An 18,573-nucleotide genomic window follows, 5' to 3' on the forward strand; every position below is an offset into this window, starting at 1 on the left:
TGTTAGCGCCATCCGCGAAGGCGCGCCAGTTCTTCGCCAAGCAGCCCGAACAGAACTCCGTCGGGTCCATGATCCTCGAAGCGCGCGCGCTCGAACCACTGCACCAGGATCGGGCGACCGTCAGGAAGCGTTTCGATCTGCGGTTCAGAGATTGGCATGCCGAACAGCGCCAGGTTCTCGGCTTCCGACTTGCCGCGCCTGCGGTCGAATTCGAGGCCGCTGGCTCTCCAGGCGCTGAGGAATGGCTCGCAGAGGCTGTGTCCGGTTTCGGGGAAATAGCGGCATCCCTGTCGTGGCGCTCCTTTTGGCAAAGTGAACCAATCTACGCCGCGCGCGCGAAGAATGATATCGCCCATGCGACTCAACTGAACGTGGTACGGCGGGCGGTTCTCAGGGCGGAGTTCAAACCGGTGTCGCTGGAAATACTGCACCAGCGCCTCGCGCCCGTCTTCACTGCGCTCGATGAATTCTTCACTGATCGGGTATCCGAAAACCGGCAACCCGCCGTGTGTGCGCCAGTAGGAGAGGAAGACGCCGCGTAGCGTGTGCCCGGTTTCGGGGAAGTAGACGACGCCGCGCTGCGGTGCAACCGGAGCAAATGCCGTGCTGGCGGCGCTGGCGCTATCCAGTGCAAAATCGACGCGCGCCACGCTGAGCGCCGTGCCCGTTAACGACACCTGTTGTTGCAGCGTTTCGCCAGAAGGACTGCGGGCGGTGATCGTATATTGACCGGCAGGGAGATTGTCGAAACGGTAGAACCCCCCTGTATCGGGGCGAGTTTCCCGCCCGGCGCTCAGCACAATCGTGGTTTGATCCGGGGTGACGCTCCGCACAACTCCCTCGATCCGCGAACGGTTCAGCAGATCGGGTTCCAGCGCAACCTGCACCGCGCGCAAAAGGTTCAGGCGTCCATACCCATACGCCGGGTCTTTGCCGGGAGCGCCGCGATCATCGGCGCCGAGCATCAAGACTTCGGCGACCTGACGGGCGGACAATTCGGGGCGCACCGTCCACACAAGCGCCGCTGCGCCTGCCACATGCGGGCAGGCGGCGGATGTGCCATCGGCAAAACCATACGTGTCGCCGGTTGTGCGTCGCCACAGGGTGCTCCACACCTCGGCGCCCGGCGCAGCCAGCGCAACAAAATCGCCGGTTGTCGAAAAACTGGTGATCGCGTCGTTCGGTCCGGTCGCCGAAACTGCCAGAACTCCCGGATAGGCCGCAGGGTAATTGGGTAGATTGCCCTCCGTCTGACCATTGCCCGACGCAGCGACCAGGAGCACATCACGTTCCAGCGCATACGCGACCGCCTCGCGTAACACCCGCGAGTCGTCCGGTCCGCCAAAACTCATACTGATAATACGCGCACCGCGATCAACCGCGAAACGAATGCCGGCGGCGATAGCGGCGTCATTGCCGCGACCGCGCCGGTTGAGCACCTTGACCGGCAGAATGCGACAGCGCCAGCAGATGCCGGCGATGCCGATCCCGTTGTCGCCTGCCGCAGCCGCAACGCCGGCGGTGAATGTTCCGTGCCCATCATCATCACGAGGGTCATCATCGTTGTTCACAAAATCGAAGCCGGGCAGTACGCGGCCGCTCAGATCGGGATGTGTCGGCGACACGCCGGTGTCGAGAACAGCAATGGTGATCTCGCTTCCCGTCGTGATGTTCCAGGCATCGAATGCCTGAATGACCGCCAGTGACCACTGGCGGTCGACTCCTTCGTCGTCGGGAACGCGCAGCGCCTGACGTTCACGGTTTGGTTCCGCGTACACAATGCCTGGCGTATCGTTCAGGCGCGTGATCAGGTCACCCTTTTCAAATGAGCGAGCGAAGCGCAGCAGGTAGGCGTCGCCGCCGAGCGCCTGCGCTTGACGGACGCTAGACCGTCGCAGCAAGCCATCGAGGGGTGCGGCGAACGGGCCACGAACGCGCGCGTCGGCGGTCAGCGACCAGCCTTCGGCGAGGCGCACCACTAGTTCATCAGATGCCTCGCGGGCTGCGACGGGTGGAGCGAGCGGCGCCGCCAGTATGAGAACAAGAACAACGAGAGCGAGCAGATGGCGATACATGCAATCAATGCCTCTCTGGACACATGATGCATTATACCCGGTGATGCTGCGTGCGGGGGTGGATGAGCGCGTTAATTCTTTGTGAGAGAAGGTGGTATAATAACAATCCCTCTGTCAGAGGTTTTGAGAATTGAGGACTGATACTAAATTGCGGTCATTTGGACAATAACGAGTCGCTTGCACAAAGGCTGAACCGCCAGGGACCCGAAGCGCACGAAGGGGAAAATGAAGCGCATGTCCTTCGTGTCCCTTGGTGACCTTCGTGGTTAACAGCGCCGATGTCGCTTGCACAAAGGCTGAACCGCCAGGGACCCGAAGCGCACGAAGGGGAAAATGAAGCGCATGTCCTTTGTGACCTTCGTGGTTACCGCTTTGTGCCGGGAAGTCAATAATGGTTTTTGATACTCACAGGGTTGCTGATGCCACTGCGCAGTCACGTGTCCACAACATGGACTGCCGGTGCGCGTTGACTGGTGCGCCTCGCGAACCAGGCGCTCGAACATCTTGTCTGACTGACCGCACGTTAGTATCAGATGTCAGACAGGCGGGCATTGGACCATGACAACACAATCGACTTACGATCTTACGGCTTATGGCATCGACTCGCGCTGGTTGCGCAATCATGCAGCGGAGCGGCGACTCCTGTTCGTCTATGCGCATCCGGACGATGAGAGTTTCGGCAATGCCGGAACGATCCTGCGGTATACGAACGACGGCGTGGCGATGCACTACGCCTGTGCGACACGTGGCGAGGCGGGCGATGTTCCTCCCGAAATGCTGGCAGGATACGCCGATGTCGGCGCGTTACGCACCGTTGAGCAGATATGCGCGGCAGAGGTGTTGGGACTGACCGGCGTGCACTTCCTCGGGCATCGCGACTCCGGCATGGCCGGTTCGCCGGACAATCAGCATCCCGCTGCGCTGATTCGTCAACCGCTCACGCACGTCGCCGGGCAGATTGTTGCGCTGATCCGCGCCATTCAACCGCAAGTCGTCGTGACATTCGGACCATATGGCGGTTACGGTCATCCCGATCATATCTTCTGCCATCGTGCGACGACAGCCGCCTTCGAAGCCGCCGGCAATCCGACGCTCTACCCCGAACAGATCGACAACGGGCTTGAACCGTGGCAACCGCAACGTCTCTACTACTCAACATTCGGGACACGCTTTCTTTCCTCGGTCGTCTTCGTCATGCGTCTGCTGGGGAAAGATCCGAGCCGCTTTGGGCGAAATGGCGACGTAGACCTGGTAAATGCGGCCCGTGAAGCGACGCCGGTGACGACGACCATCGACACCTCTGCGTACTTCGAGCCGGCCATTCGGGCGCGGGAGTGTCATCACAGCCAGAGCGGCGGCATTGGCTGGCTGCGCCACATCCCCACATTTGTTCAGCGCCGTCTCAACTCGGTCGAACACTTTACCCGCGTTGCACCGCCATGGAATGGCGAGGCGATCGAACGCGACCTGTTTTCTTCTGATCGATCGCTCTGATCCGCAGTGAACGGTGGGCGAACCCCCGGCAATACCGACCTGAAACCAGGCTTTTTCGCAGAATTTCGCCAACATCCCCCCTTGACATAGCAAACATGTTCTGGTACCATGCGAACCTGAAACAGCACAAACGTTTCGATTTTGTTTCTGGAAAGAACGCTCACAGCGGCGAGGATCATCGATCTGAAGTCAAGGAGGGTGAGTGATGGCAGTCACAAGCAAGAATCTGCGCAATAACTCCCGTTTATCGGATCGCCTGCTGACGGTTGTGCCGCGTGTGGGCGTGAACAGCGCGATGTATCTGGTCACCGGGGTACTGGCGCTCCTGGCGATCTATGTTGTGATGGGCAACGTCGTCAGTTGGGGGCGTGAACGGCTCGATGATCTGCGCTACGGCACGACGCGCACGTTCCATGCGCAGGCGGTCGTCGGGCACGATGATAATCCGGCCACGCCAAGTCACTTCATCGCAATGAACCTCAACCGGCAGGTCGTGGTGGTCTATATGCCGGGTGGTGATACTACAAAAACCAGGGTTATCACCGGTCCGTATCTATTTGGCGCCGGGGAAGACAAAACGCCCGTTCTGCTCGATTTTGTCGATCTCAACAACGATGGTGCGCCCGACATGCTGGTGAAGGTCAAGAATGAGGCGATCGTCTATCTGAACCGCAATGGGCAGTTTGAGCCAATCCTGCCTGAGGAGCGCGCCCAGTTGATGGGAGTGGTGCGGTGACTGCCCATTTTTCCGGGTCGTCCTGCCGAGGTCTACGTGGTATGATAGAGAAGAATACAGGTATGCGCTGTCACGAAACGCCGTATCGCTGAAGACGTAGCGCGACGGTGCTCACCACAGCGGTGCGATGGTGCACACGGCGCGTGAAAGCCCCTCCAGGGCTGTGCACGAGGGAAGCCTGTTCCGATGCAGAGTTTCCGGCAGGCTCTCACGTTGCATCGACAAAACCTGCACCCGTGAGGAGTATCCTTCCCGATACGCGCCTGGCGTTGCGCCGGGCGCGCTGCTGTCTCGACGAGGACGACAATGCACGACGGTCGTGAAACACGGCGCGCCCGCCGTCCATTCGAGCGGGAAACCGCTGCCACCTGGTCTGAACGCCTGGCGCAGGTGCGCAGTGCATACGGCAACATCCCAGGCGCTTTTCGGCTGGTGTGGAGGGCGGATCGCACATCGACGGTCATTATGGCGGTGCTGACGTTGGTTGCCGCGGCGCTTCCCGCAGCGCAGGCGTGGGCAGGCGCACTGATTGTCGACTCGGTCGTCGACTCGTTTACTGCGCGCGTCGATCCCTTTATCGGTCTCGAGCAGGCGCTGCCGTACCTGGGGCTGGAATTGGGGCTGCTACTGATCGGCGCTGCGTCCACTCAGATGCGCACGTTTTACGAACACGTGCTCAATGCGCGCCTGGCGCACACGATTAATACCGAGATCATTCGCAAAGCACTGGCGCTCGATCTGCACTACTTCGAGGACGCCAGTTTCTACGATAAACTGCAAAATGCCCGGCGTGAAGCCGACTTCCGCGCACTTGGCATCATCAATGGCGCGTACAACGTGGTGCAGAACCTGCTGACGCTCCTCTCGTTCGCCGTGCTGCTCCTGGCGTTCAGCCCGTTGATCACGCTTGTGCTGTTCGGCGCAACGATCCCGGCATTCGTGGCGCAGGGACGGTTTAGCAACCTCTATTTTCGCCTGCTGACGTGGCGAGCGCCAGAGTTCCGCCGAATGCACTACCTCGAACATGTGCTGACTGTCGATAGCAGCGTCAAAGAAGTCAAACTGTTCAATCTGGGCGAGCCGTTGTTGAAACGCTACAGCGACGCCTTTCAGATATTTTTTCGTGAAGATGCCGATCTTGCACGCCGCCGTTCGATCATGAGCGTGGGATTGGGCGTGCTCGCCAGCCTCAGTTACTACGGCGCTTACGCCTGGATTGTGTTTCTGACGATTGGCGGCGCAATTACGCTGGGCGGCATGACGTTCTATCTGACCCTGTTTCGTCAGAGTCAGGGCGCATTTCAAGGTCTGTTCGGCAGCATTACCCGCCTGTACGAACACGGCCTGTTCATGGAGAACCTGTTCACGTTTCTGAGCCTGGCACCGCAGATGACGCCGGCAGCACAGCCGCTCCCGGTTCCGCCACGGTTGCAGCAAGGTCTGGAGTTTCGCAATGTATCGTTCCGCTACCCCGGGCGTGACGACTGGGCGCTGCGCGAGATCAACCTGACGATCGCTCCGGGCGAAAAACTGGCGCTTGTCGGTCCGAATGGCGTCGGCAAGACAACGCTGATCAAACTGCTGACCCGCCTCTATGACCCGACCGAGGGCCAGATTCTGCTCGATGGAGTGGACCTGCGCGACTACGATCTCGATGAGGTGCGCCGTCGCATTGGCGTGATCTTTCAGGATTTTGTCCGCTATCAGTTGACGGTGCGCGAAAATATCGGCTTTGGTCAGATCGACCGCCTCGACGATGCGCAGCAGATCGGCGAAGCGGCAAGGCGCGGCGGTGCAGATGATATTGTGGCTACGCTGCCCTCCGGTATGGAGACAATGCTTGGGCGCTGGTTCGAGCATGGGTTTGAACTATCCGGCGGGCAATGGCAGAAAATTGCGCTGAGTCGTGCGTTTATGCGTGATGGCGAGGTGCTGGTGCTCGATGAACCGACTGCTGCCCTCGATGCCGAGCGCGAGTACGAAATCTTTCAGCGCTTCCGCGAGTTGACAGCCGGAAAGATTGCCGTTCTGATCTCACACCGCTTCTCGACGGTGCGCATGGCGGATCAGATTGCGGTGATCGAAGGGGGACGAATAACGGAGGTTGGGTCGCATGCTGAACTATTGCAGCAGGGCGGCGCCTATGCCCGTCTGTTCGAGATGCAGGCAGCAGGGTACCGCTGATTACCCACGAACGTGGTAGATCGTGACTTCGCCGTTCTGGAATGCAACATCTCCCAGGGCAGGGAATTTCGCCAGCCCCTCCGCCGGGTAGGTCTGACGCTCGGCTTCGCCGACGTAGATATAATCCACGCCATAGGTTGCCAGCAGCGCGCGCGCCTGTGCAACATCGGTCGTGCTGTAGATAGTTGCCACGTCAGCGGCGCGCGGCGCGATCTGCGCCAGCAACTGCGGGTCGCCGCCGCGCCATTGCTGCTGGTGCCCTTCCCATCCCATCACCGTTGCCCGTCCGGTGCTCGACGAGACGCCGCCGTATCCAATGCCCGCCGTGTCGTAGGACGGTCCCACGGCTTCGAGAATAACGGCGTCGCCAGGCGTATTGGCGCGCACCCAGGCGATTGCCTCGGCGCCGTCCGGCGTCCGTTCGCGCGGCGTGCGCCCTTCCAACCCGACGTGCCGCCCTTCGGTAAACGCTTTGCCTGCCGTCAGCCACGGATAGGTCAACCCGCTTGCCAGAAGGATGAGCGCGATCGCTGGTGTAGCCAGCGTTGCTGCGACACGGGCTGCTCTGCGCGGTTGCGCCTGCCTGATGGTTCCGGCGATCTGCGCCAATCGCCAGGCGGCGTATCCCCCCGCCACCCCCCAGATCAGCCACGTCTGATAGTAGAACTTGAACACTGTGTTCATCCGGTTCTCGAAGACGTCGCGGATGTACACGAGTTCGACGCCAAGACAGATCGCGCTGCCGAGCGCCAGTGTTCCCAGTGCAAATGTGTCTGACGGATGATCAATGCGCTGCATGGCGATCAGCGCTGCTGCCAGACCGAGCGGAAGGAGCGCTGCCAGCGGAAAGCCGATGAATACGCCGATCACAACCGTGATGCCCGATGCAATCAAAAGCGCGCGCGCGGCGCCGCGCGCCAGCGCCGCCGTCAGCCCGATGAGCGGCGCTAGAAAGACGCCGAAGATGATCAGGAAACTGTGCAAGCCGGTTCTGCTGCCGACGACGCCAAGTATGCGGGTGATTGCGCCGATCAGCGGCAGATCGATAAGCGGCACGCGACCGCCGATCAGTGAGGTGAAGGTAAGCAGGAATGGCGCGATGAGGAGCAGACTCGTCATAACAATCAACAGGGCATTCGCCAGGTAGCCGCGCCAGCGCGGCGCGAGGCGGTCGATGAGCGGTATGCCGGAAGACGCCTCGCCAGAGATCGCCGCAGTTTCGGGCTGTGTTGCAGTTTTGAGCGCCAGTGTTCCCAGGAAGAGCAGCAGATATGTTGGCAGATCCCAACTGTTGATCATATACAGGCTGCCGAGGATCACGCCGGACAGCAAAAGTTCGGCGCGATTGCGCCACAGGCGCGGCGGTGCAGATTGCGCCAACAGGTTCAGCGCCAGCGTCAATGCCAGTACACCGAACGGCAGCGCCATGACGTGGGGATGCATATCGCCAAGCCAGAACGAGAAGAAGGGAAACTCCGTGATGGCATAGCCGCGGACAGGCTCAACCCGCTGCACGTCGGCGTTCCAGGCGAGGCGTTCATCCCATACGACCCGCGAGGGCCACCACCAGTTGAAATCGGTAATCTGATCTTTCCTATTCAGCGTCGTCATCTCGCCAAAATCAGAATTGCCGGTGCGCGCCGGATACGGCAGCGTAATCGTTTCGGCGCCGCTCAACGCCTGTGCGACCGCCGACGCCAGTTGCACGCCATCGAGCGCCACGATGCGTTCGTCGCCAATAATGATTTGCAGCGGTCCTGCCTGATTGCCCGCCAGCAGCACCGCGATAACCGTCAGCAACGCGGCAATCCAGCCCTGCCACGACCCTCGAAGGCGCGCGTGGGAGGGCGCAGGCGATGCGCTCTCCGGCGGAGGCGCTGCCTCCTCGCGTTCTGGCGTACTGTCGTTTACGGACGCGACAACCGCACCGTCGGGAGACGCCTGGAGTGGAGGGGCGCTCGATGAAACCGGGAGACTCGCCGGTTCTTCCTGGACGGTCATCGGTTGCCGGGCGCTGCTCAGAGCGCAGCGCGCGCCCCAGAATATGGTGCGCCCCTGGTTGATTGGGTGTGCGAGCGCCGCCTGATGGACGTTGAATGCGGATTCCGCTCTTCGCCCTGCAGCCCGGCGATTGAAGCCGCAGGCAACGAATACGAAGCCCGCCCGCACAAGTTGAAGCGGGCTATAACGGATCACATGCGGCGTTGCGGCGTCACTCTCGGAGACGGGTGTGGAATGGGAAGATGAAGCGTTGCGCCGTCCTGCCGTTGTTGCCAGCGCAACCAGGTTATTGATCAGTCCGGCAATGCCGAGTGCGGTGAGCGCGAAGGTCAGCGCCAGCGACATATTGTACCCGACTGCCGGATGCACTCCGGTGATGAGCGACACTGCCGCCATGAGGAGATATCCGAAGTAGTAATAGTTGATACTGTAGCCCGCCATCCACGGGTCGTGCGGCGGAAAGACGGCGCTGACGCGGATGGCGTTGAAGAAGGCGTAATCCATCGGTCGTTCGGTGCCCCAGGGGTGCGGACCGACGAAGCCATACTCTTGCGCTCGTAGCAACGCCAGGAAGACGAGCGCCGCGACGAACAGCGCTTCGTAGCACACGACGACGCCCCAGTTGCAACGCACCCAGCGAACAATGACCGCAGGCGACGTTGCTTCTGGCGAAGTATGGCGCAGCGCCAGAATCCCGCCGATCACCACTGCCAGCGCCGCCACGACGATGAGCGGCGCGCCGAAGGGCGCCAACCCGAACATCGCCGCCAGCCATGCGAGGTATCCGGTCAGCAGCAGGCCCAAAATGCGGGCAAAGGCGTAGCCGTGGTCGGGCAATGCACCGAACAGTAAACGCGCTGCTGGCATGCCGACGATGCCGAATACCAGAGCTGTGAGCCAGTATGTGACGATAGCAGTGAGCATGATTGAGAACCAAGAACCGAGAACCGAGAACCAAGAACCGAGAACTAAGAACCGAGAACCGAGAACCGAGAACTAAGAACCGAGAACCGAGAACCGAGAACCGAGAACTAAGAACCGAGAACTAAGAACCGAGAACCGGAGGTTAGGGGTTAGGAGTTAGGATGTTCAGCTTTTTCGCACATATCCCTCTTCGCCCTGCGCTGTGTACCTTGCTGCCTCTGTTCCTCTTTACCGTGCGTTCTTTGCGCCTTCGTGCCTTTGTGTGATCAAAAACGCTCGATGTTCAACCCATGCACTCCTAGGTGCGTGGGTGTGCCGTGCCTTGGGGCAGGTCGAAGACCTGCCCCCTACGGGGAACCGTCCCCACGTGCAACATTCAACGTGCCACGATCTGCCTTCCACCTTCCACCCGCAACCTTTGCGCCTTCGCACCTCTCGCCTCTCGCCTTCCCGCCTCTCACCTCTCACCTCTCGCCTCTCACCTCTCGCCTTCCCGCCTCTCACCTCTCACCTCTCGCCTCTCACCTCTCGCCTCTCGCCTCTCGCCTCTCACCTCTCGCCTCTCACCTCTCGCCTCTCGCCTCTCGCCTCTCGCCTCTCACCTCTCGCCTCTCGCCTTCCCGCCTCTCGCCTCTCGCCTCTCGCCTCTCGCCTTCCCGCCTCTCGCCTCTCGCCTCTCGCCTTCCCGCCTCTCGCCCGGCGCAATCAGGTGACCATCCCCTTTGTCCGGGGGCATCCTTACGGCGCTGATGTTAGCCGCCCTAGCGCCTCGCGTGCCAGCGGCGCCAGGTACCCGTCGGGCGCAATGTCGAGATACTCACGGTATCGCTGGATCGCCAGGCGCTCGTCGCCGCGCTGCTCGTAGAGCGTTCCTAACCGGAAATACGGCTCAGGCAACGTCGGATCAACTGCGATTGCCTGTAAGAATTCCCGCTCGGCATCACCTGGACGCCCGATTGTCAGCAGTCCCACACCGAGTTTATTGTAATTGCCAGCGGCCGGGCTGGCGCGCACTGCGGCGCGGTACGCCTCAATTGCCTCATCGAAACGCCCTGCATCGATCAGAATATCGCCGAACAGATGGTGCAGCGCCACATCATTCGGGTTAGCGCGGGTTGCCGGGATCAGCACATTTACTGCGTCTTCAAACCGACCCAGCGCGCGGTATCGCTCCGCCAGCGCGTATGCGGGACCGGTATCGCCGGGGTTCGCCTGGTTCCGTCGCTCCAGTTCCTCGATAATCGCAGGATTCCGCAGGTTGTCGTCAGGCGGCGCGACCGGCGCAACCGGTTCTGGCTCAACGCTCTCTTCTTCTTCCGCCGGCAACGGTCCAACCGGCGCTGGCGCAGGGCGGTTCAAGGCGGGGAGCATCGGCAGGGTATGCACATTATCGTTCACACGATAGATCGTCACCTGGTCGTTGCGGAACGCAACCTCCAGGAACGAACCGGTCATCTGCTGGAACTTGAGCAACCCGGCGTCACCGTACACGGCGCGCTCAATGGGACCGACGTAGACGTAGCGCACCTGGTAGAGCGACAGAAGCCGCAATGCCTCCTGCGTATCGGTAGTGCGATAGATCTGTGCGACATCAAGGTCGCGCCGGTAGACCGCCTGCGGGTCGCGCTGCTCGCTCTCGTGCAGCGGGCTGACGATGGTAGGAAAGCCGGTGTTGGCGGCGATCCGCACTCCATACGCCCGGTAGAACTCGACACTCGATTGGAGCACTACCGGCGTTCCCTGGACGTTCTGATTGAGCCAGCGGATCGCTTCGTAATCGTAGCGAAGCGGAATGATCACCGGCGGCGCGCCGGCTGGTTGCAGGTATGCGGGAAGCGGGAACGACTCGCGCTCCATGAACGCCAGCCCGTCGAGGGTCGGTCCAGTCGTATTGCCGGGGAAGCGGTAGGCAGTGCGGCTCGCCGTCCCGACGACCGGATAGACCGCTGCAAGCGCGACAAGGGCGATCAGTGCGCCGTATCCGACAGTTTGCGCTGCTGCACCGCGCCGCCGCAGCGAACGCAGCAGTGACGGCAGCAACAGGGTTGCGGCAATCGCCAGCAATACCCACGCCTGCAAGCCGAACTTGAAGACGGTGTTCATCCGGTACCACTCGCCGCCATCGAGGTGATCGCGCACATAGAGGATCTCACACAGCAGCGACACAATCAGCGCAACGCCAAGCGACCAGAAGGCGAACCAGGTTCCGGGACGCAGCGCGCGCATGAACGCCAGTCCCACCGCCATAACCAGGAGCGCAACCAGCCAGATGCGCAGCGTCAGGGGCGCAAGCATCTCTGCGGCGATGCCCAACGCCGTCGCCATCCCTTCGAGTCGCAACGCCAGCAGGAGCGGCGGCAACAGCGTCACCACGCCGGTCACGAACACGATGCCGCCGATCAGCATCAGCAGCGCCAGCGGCGCGCGCCCCATTCCCGGCGCTCGCGGCGCTCCAGCCACAAACCCCGTCGCCTCCGGCGATGCGCCCAGCGTCGAAAGGCGCTCGCGCAGCGATCGGCGATAAACGATGTGCAGCGCCTGCCAGGCGGCGCCGAACAGAACGACGACGAGCGGCGTCAGGAAGATGCCATAAAGGAGTAGATAATCTCCCAAGTGGGTTGCATCGCGGACCAGACTGACGCCGCTGACCATTGCCCGGAAGTTCTGGAAGAACGGCAGGTAGAGCGCGAGCGCAGCGCCGCCAAGGGCGGCGCCGCCGAGCGCTGCACTCGCCAGGCGCACCGCTAGCCGCCGATCAACGCGCCGCGATGAGCGCCAGGCACGCCCCAACAATACTCCTCCCAGGAGCAGTCCATACGTCGGAAAATCCCAGGAGTTCGTGACCGCCAGCGCGCCGAGCGTCAGCGCCGTGACCCCCCAGCGCACGAGATGTTCCCGCCAGGCGCCGGGTTGGGCAACAAACGCCTCGAACGCCAGCGCAATCATCAGCACCGTCAGCGGCAGCGCGATCGTGTGGGGGTGCAGGTCGGCAAAGAGAAAACTGAAGTACGGGAACTCATTGATTGTAGAGGGAATGACCCGCGTCGGACCGACGAACCAGTCGCCGAGGCGTTCGCCAAAACCGGGAAACCCTTCCCCCAGCGACGCGATTACTGGCGCGAAACCGCGCGCCCAGTTCGCCGGGAAGACTGCCGCCAGATTGCCGGCGACGCCGACCAGCAACGCGCCTGTCACACCCCAGCGCCACGAACCGCGAATGCGAACAATAAGGGCAAACACTGCGGTCAGCATCAACCCGAACAGCGTCGGCACAATCAGATTGTAGGCGACTTCCGGCACAATACCGGTCAGACGCACCGGTAGCGACATCAGGAAGAAGCCGTAATAGTAGTAGTTGATGACGCCGTCGCTGTAGAACGGATTATACGGCGGCAGCACAGGAGTGCGGATCAGCGCGTTGAGGAACCCGAACTCGAACGGCTTTTCGCCGCCCCAGATCGGCTGCCACAGGTCCGGGTTCAGCCAGCGAAGCGTGAGCAGGAAGGCGAACGCACTCAGGAAGAGCGCCTCACCGCCGACGACCCAGCGCCAGCGCGCGCGCAACATCTCGCGCAGCGCCCACAACCCCCGGCGCAGGTCGAGAACGAGCGCCGGAGGCGACGGCGATGTAGAGTCTGCACGTCTGCCGAGCGCCGCCAGCGCCGCCCCGCTTACCGCCAGGGCAAGCAGCGCCCCCATGAGCATGCCCCACACGTCGTACTGCCACAGGCGCGCGCTGACCGGCAGCCAGACGGCGTATCCGAACAGCAGCACTCCGATCGGGCGCGCCCAGAGCCAGCCGCCGTCCGGCGCACGTGCGCCGAACACCAACGCCGCAAGTGGCAACCCCAGCGCCGCCAGCGCGTACCATGCCAGCAACCAGAGGATCACAGCGATCACCGGGTTATCCGCCAGGCGGTTCCAGGCATACATGTCGACGGCAGGCAATGCACCGACGCGCACTGGCAGCATCAGGTCGTTCTGCGGTGTGGGAGCAGGCGCACGCACCGGCAGCGACGTGGTGAGCGCCGCAGGTGCGTGATCGGCAGGCGGCACGCGGTAGATGCGCGTTTCGCCCGCGCTGTAGACCATTTCGATCTGACCGGTAGCCGCCAGCGCGTCGAATTTTGCCAGCCCTGCCGGGTCGTAGAGCGCACGCTCGAGTTGCCCGACGATAACATACTCGATGCCGTAGAGCCGCAACAGTTTGAGAGTTTCTCTGGCGTTCGAGTCATTGTAGAGATCGCGAATCAGCATTTTGCGCGCTTCGATCACCGGTCCCGCGTCCACCACGCTGCGTTGCTGCGTCATGTGCCAGGGCCAGCCGAGCAGCGTCGGCAGACCGGTGTAGACCGACACGCGCCCGCCCCAGCGGTACGCTTCCAGGTGCGCCTCCAGAACGATTGGCGTGCCGCGCACATTGGCGCGCAGCCATTCAAGCGCAGCAGCATCTTCGGCAAAGGTGAAGGGACGATTATTTTCCGCCCAACCGCTGCGTGGCGAACGCATAAATGCCATGCCGTCGAGCGTTGGACCGATCACCGGATCGTAGCGGTCGGCGAGGCGCGCTGGCGTTGCGGTCAGCGGGTAGATGAACGCAGCGGCGATCAACAGTGCGGCAGCGGCGCGCCATCCCTGACGCATGGCGCCGGCGCGCCACGTCGTCATTGCCGACCACATCCAGGCAAGCGCGACACCACCGACCACGGCGAAGATCAGCCAGACCTGCATGCCGAACTTGAACACCGTATTCATCCGGCCAATGTCGCCCTTTGCAACGATGACCTCGACCAGGAACGTGATGCCGAGCGCAGCGAGTCCCAACAGCAGTGCGAGGAGCGTCGTCGAACCGACGCCAGGGCGCAGTGCGTCGCCGGGTATTCGCACCGGCGGATCGTCCCCGATGCCGGGGAGCGTCAGTTGCACCGGTCCTGCCGGTTCAACCGTTTCTTCAGCGCGGCCCGGTGTGACGATGCTGCCGCGCAACAGCAGGTCGGCGAGCAGCACGATGCCGCCAACCAGCAACAACGCCTGGAGCGGCAGCGCGGGTATGCCCAGGGTCGCCATGAGCGCCACCAGAACGATCAGTCCGCTGCCGATCGCTGTAGCGACCCTGGCGTTGAGCCTTCCGGTGCGGTATGCCAGCGTCAGCGCCCCGCTCACTGCCAGGAACAGCCAGAGACCGTGGATCTGCAAAAATTCCGGGGTTGGCGTGCGCGAACCGCTCCACAACTCGAACCCTGCATAATCCGTGGCAAACCGTTGGATAAAGGGCAGGAACAGCAGCCGCGACAGCAGCATGAGAAGAACCGTCAGCACAACCCACAATGTCAACGCCTGATTCGGCGACAAACCGCGCCGATAGCGGTTCCATGCGTACACCGCCATGCCGAGCGCGCCAAGCCCGGCGGCAGTTGGATAATCCCAGGTGTTGGTCGCATACAGCGCGCCGGCGGTCAGCCCCAGCAGGAGGGTCACAACCGCCAGCGACGAAAACGCCAGGGATCGAAGCGTTTGCGCGCGTTTCACCGGGGTTCGCGCTACTGCCACTATCAGATTCAGCCCCGCCAGGATCAGCGGCAGCGCAATCATGTGCGCGTGAAGGTCGGCAAACAGGAAGGTGAAGAAGGGGAACTCATTGATCGTCCCATCCCCCAACCGCATCGCCACCAGGCGGGTCGCATCCCAGAACGCCCATTCCGCCCGCCCGCGACACTCCTGCTGCGCGGCGTAACTCGCCAGCGCGCGGCATGACTCAGGCAAACCAGCGTCCTGCGGGTTGCCGGTTCCGGGAAAGAACCAGACCGCCTGCGCCAGGTTGCCCACGAGCACGGCAAAGATCGCGGCTGCAACCCCAGCGATGATCGCCCGGCGCTCATATCTCTGCCAGACTGCCGACCGCGACGCGACCGCCGCGAACAGTCGCTGCCAGCGGGTGCGCGGTCGTGGTTCCAGGGCAGCGCCAGGTGCCAGCCGCTTCCGCAGCGCGACCAGGTTGTACGCCGCGCCCCACGCGCCGATAGCAGTCAGCGCCGCAAAGGTTGGCACCGCCAGATTGTATGCCGTCGTCGGGACGATGCCGGTGAGGTGAATGAGGGTTGCAACCAGCACGAAGCCGAAGTAGTAGTAGTTGAGATAGCCGCCAGCGAACCACGGGTCATACGGCGGAAACGCCGGGCTTTTGACCACTGCCGTGAGGAACGCCAGGTCCATCGGCTTTTCGCCGCCACGCGCCGGGTGCCACAGGTCCGGGTTCAGCGCCCGCAGCAGCAAAAATCCGAAGAAGAACGCCAGAAAGACCCCCTCAGCGGTCAGGATGGCAGCGCGCCGTTGTCGCCAGAAGGCGACGAGCGCAGAACGATTCCAGCGCAGCGCCAGCGCGCCCGCGCCGGCGAACGCAACCACACACAGCGCCACGCTCCATGCGCCGAACGGCACGAGCGGCGCTTGCAGCGAACCGTGCGCGCCTGATGGACCGACCGACGCTAGCAGCCAGGGGATGTAGGACACGATCAGGAGACCCAGGATTTTCGACAGCGCAAACCCGCGATCCGGCAACGCCGTCAGGCTGCGGAACAGGAGCGCAAAGCACGCCAGCCCGATTGCCTGGAGCGCCAGCAGCCAGAAGAGCCAGGGAACCGCATTCGCCAGGCTCGATGGGTTGAACAACGTCGCCCAATCACCCGCTGCGCGGTAGCGGGGCCACTGATCCTGCGTCAGGCGCAGCGCCGTCGGCGCTTTGTTGACCCGCAGCGTCGTGATTTTGTAGACCTCGCCCCACGCCACATCGCCGAGGATCAACTGTTCCGCCCTGGCGCGCGAGTATTCGGACGTTTTGCGAAAGATCAGGACACGCGGATGGTCGTAGACGCTGAAGGCTTCTTCCGCCAGGATTGGCGTCGGAATCTCGATGCCGAACAGTTTCGGGAACGAATGAATATCGGCGACCAGTTCAAAGCCCAGGTCGCCCTCGAACAGATGGTAGTAGTAGCGGCTGAGCGCCGGATAGCGCATCGGCAGGCGCGTTGCCGAGTCGTACACCCGGTTGCTGCTGAAGATCAGATAATCGGCGCGGTCGAGTTGGTCGAGCAACCCCTCGACCGCCGTGCCATCGCTGGAGGTGTACCCGTAGTACTTGAGCGGCTCATCCTCGCCGTAGGGTTCGGTGCCAATACCGATGTACTGTCCGGGGTTTTGCCCATCGATCGGCAGCGGCAGCGGGTCGTCCCAGCGCTCGAAGGTAATCACCGATCCAGGGGGAATGTTCTGGTAGATCCAGCGCGATGCCTGAATGCGCGAGTGCGGCTCGGTGTAGATGCGGGTGAAAGCATATGCCCACAGCGCCGTTCCCGCCACGGCGACAATCAACGGCGCGCGCCAGATGATCTGCCGCCAGCGCGATCCGGCGGCGCGCTGCGCCCGATCCCACAGCGCCAGCAAGCCCCCCGCAGCCAGCACGATCAGCAGACCATACAGCAACACGTAGTAGCGCATGGTCATCACGAACTGACCGCCCTGCCATGCGAAGTAGAAGGCGATCCACGCCCACGGTACGAGCAGGCGCATATCGCCGCGTCGCAGGATGCGCCACCCGGCAATACCCCAGGCGACCCACGCCGCGACTCCCAGCGGCAGCCCCATCCCCCACAGCACCATGTTTTGCAGCGAAAAGAGAAAGGGAGTGCGCTGCGCCCACTGCTGCGACGGCGGGAAGTCTGCCTCACCACTGATCAGCCGCCCAACCGACGCGATATTGTCGAGAAAACGCGGTTCAGGGCGCACATTGAACAGTGATGGACCGGTAAAGGCATCAGGTTGCAACAACCGGAACGCGACCACCGTCATCGCACCCGCAAGCGCAACGCGCCAGGCGAGCGCGAACAACAACCCGCCCGGCGTCATCAGCAGACGCGCCACCATACCCGGCGCCTCACCGTCCGCGTGTTGACGCCTGGTTTCTTCCACCAGCCGCGTAAACGCAGCAACAACCACCGTCAACCCCAGGGTTGCCAGCGTCACGCGGCATGCCATGGCAGCGCCGATGCTGAGACCGGCGCCAAGAGCGCTGCCGGCGCCGCCGCCCTGCGCAAGACGCACTGCCCAGTAGATCGAGAGGGTGGTGAAGAACGTGGTGGCAGCATCAACTGTGAAGAAGTGCGAAATCTGGATCGGAAACGCCGCTGTCGCATACAGCAGCGACGCGATCAGACCGGTGCGCTGATCGAAGAGCCGCCGTCCGATCAGAAAGACGACCACTATCGTCCCCAGATCGTACAACATCGAGAGCGTGCGCCCGGTGTCGCGCACCATTTCCGGCGAAATACGGTTTGGTTGACCGCTCAGGTTCGCCTGGAGTTCGACCGCAAGGCGCGTGACGGTTGTGGGGAGTGTGCCGTAGACGAAGAAGCGCGACCAGTTGTAGTTACGCGGGTTGAGCGTATTACACCCGCTATCGCGGGTCGGTTCCTGCTGATTGAGCGGGATCGGGTTGCCCGCGCCATCGGTCGTGGCGCGCGCTGCAGGGATGCGTCCGTTGACTGCGCAATCGCTGCGCAGATAATCACTGAAACTGCGCGGAACCTGGAGATTGTAGGCGGTGAAGATAATGAACCGCTCGTCGGGGTGGAGGTACGACGTTCCGTCCCACGTAGTCAGCGCAGTCGAACGAAAAAACGCCCCAACCAGCAGAATGAGAACCAGCCAGCCCCACGGAGACCAGGAGAAACGGCGAGCAGGCGGCGCAGGCGGGTTATCGGACGTGACGGGGGTCATGTTCATGCAATGTTATTGCCTGTCGGCGAGTGATGATGCAATGCAGACGGCATGCCAGATCAGTGTCGTATTGTCGGAAGGTCTGTGCAACCTGTCGCACAACCCGTGTGCATTATAGACATTCTTTCGGCGAACGTCCAACGGAAGATCAGGCGAGAGGCGAGGGGCGAGAGGTGAGAGGCGAGAGGCAAGAGGTGAGAGGTGAGAGGCGAGAGGCGAGAGGTGAGAGGTGAGAGGCGAGAGGCGAGAGGCGAGAGGTGAGAGGTGAGAGGCGAGAGGCGAGAGGCGAGAGGCGAGAGGCGAGAGGCGAGAGGCGAGAGGCGAGAGAGGTTTCAGGTGCGAAGGTTGAAGGTTGAAAGATGGTCATTGCACATTGCATGGTGCACG

The 18,573-nt window shown here is 62.3% G+C and carries 6 protein-coding genes; 3 read left to right on the forward strand and 3 right to left on the reverse strand.

Annotation, left to right across the window (positions count from 1 at the left end; genetic code table 11):
- Positions 1-2 precede the first annotated feature (2 nt).
- Positions 3-2,075: a S8 family serine peptidase gene (locus tag AC3EA7_RS07895; protein WP_488613495.1), complete on the reverse strand. Its 2,073-nt coding sequence runs from the start codon at positions 2,073-2,075 to the stop codon at positions 3-5.
- Between the two features lie 558 nt (positions 2,076-2,633).
- Between AC3EA7_RS07895 and AC3EA7_RS07900 the strand changes: the two genes are divergently transcribed.
- From AC3EA7_RS07900 to AC3EA7_RS07910, 3 genes are all read left to right on the forward strand, one after another.
- Complete coding sequence (locus AC3EA7_RS07900) at positions 2,634-3,569, forward strand: PIG-L family deacetylase (RefSeq protein WP_488613496.1); 936 nt, start codon at positions 2,634-2,636, stop codon at positions 3,567-3,569.
- A 205-nt stretch (positions 3,570-3,774) separates the two neighbouring features.
- The gene (locus AC3EA7_RS07905; protein WP_488613497.1) at positions 3,775-4,305 is read left to right on the forward strand and encodes a hypothetical protein; all 531 of its coding nucleotides are present in this window, start codon (positions 3,775-3,777) and stop codon (positions 4,303-4,305) included.
- A gap of 306 nt (positions 4,306-4,611) precedes the next feature.
- On the forward strand, positions 4,612-6,489 hold the full coding sequence (locus AC3EA7_RS07910; protein WP_488613498.1) for an ABC transporter ATP-binding protein: 1,878 nt from the start codon (positions 4,612-4,614) through the stop codon (positions 6,487-6,489).
- Here the strand turns inward: AC3EA7_RS07910 and AC3EA7_RS07915 are convergent, their stop codons facing one another.
- Both AC3EA7_RS07915 and AC3EA7_RS07920 read right to left on the reverse strand, forming a co-directional pair.
- Positions 6,490-9,414: a DUF2298 domain-containing protein gene (locus AC3EA7_RS07915; RefSeq protein ID WP_488613499.1), complete on the reverse strand. Its 2,925-nt coding sequence runs from the start codon at positions 9,412-9,414 to the stop codon at positions 6,490-6,492. It lies immediately after the preceding gene.
- A 738-nt stretch (positions 9,415-10,152) separates the two neighbouring features.
- Positions 10,153-18,192, reverse strand: a complete 8,040-nt coding sequence (locus AC3EA7_RS07920) for a DUF2298 domain-containing protein (RefSeq protein ID WP_488613500.1) — start codon at positions 18,190-18,192, stop codon at positions 10,153-10,155.
- Between the last annotated feature and the right edge of the window lie 381 nt (positions 18,193-18,573).

This window comes from Roseiflexus sp. (assembly GCF_057785375.1).

Excerpts from the sequence above, each read along its gene's own strand:
- AC3EA7_RS07895 (WP_488613495.1), bottom strand. The coding sequence starts at position 2,075 with ATGTATCGCCATCTGCTCGCTCTCGTTGTTCTTGTTCTCATACTGGCG.
- AC3EA7_RS07900 (WP_488613496.1), top strand. The coding sequence starts at position 2,634 with ATGACAACACAATCGACTTACGATCTTACGGCTTATGGCATCGACTCG.
- AC3EA7_RS07905 (WP_488613497.1), top strand. The coding sequence starts at position 3,775 with ATGGCAGTCACAAGCAAGAATCTGCGCAATAACTCCCGTTTATCGGAT.
- AC3EA7_RS07910 (WP_488613498.1), top strand. The coding sequence starts at position 4,612 with ATGCACGACGGTCGTGAAACACGGCGCGCCCGCCGTCCATTCGAGCGG.
- AC3EA7_RS07915 (WP_488613499.1), bottom strand. The coding sequence starts at position 9,414 with ATGCTCACTGCTATCGTCACATACTGGCTCACAGCTCTGGTATTCGGC.
- AC3EA7_RS07920 (WP_488613500.1), bottom strand. The coding sequence starts at position 18,192 with ATGAACATGACCCCCGTCACGTCCGATAACCCGCCTGCGCCGCCTGCT.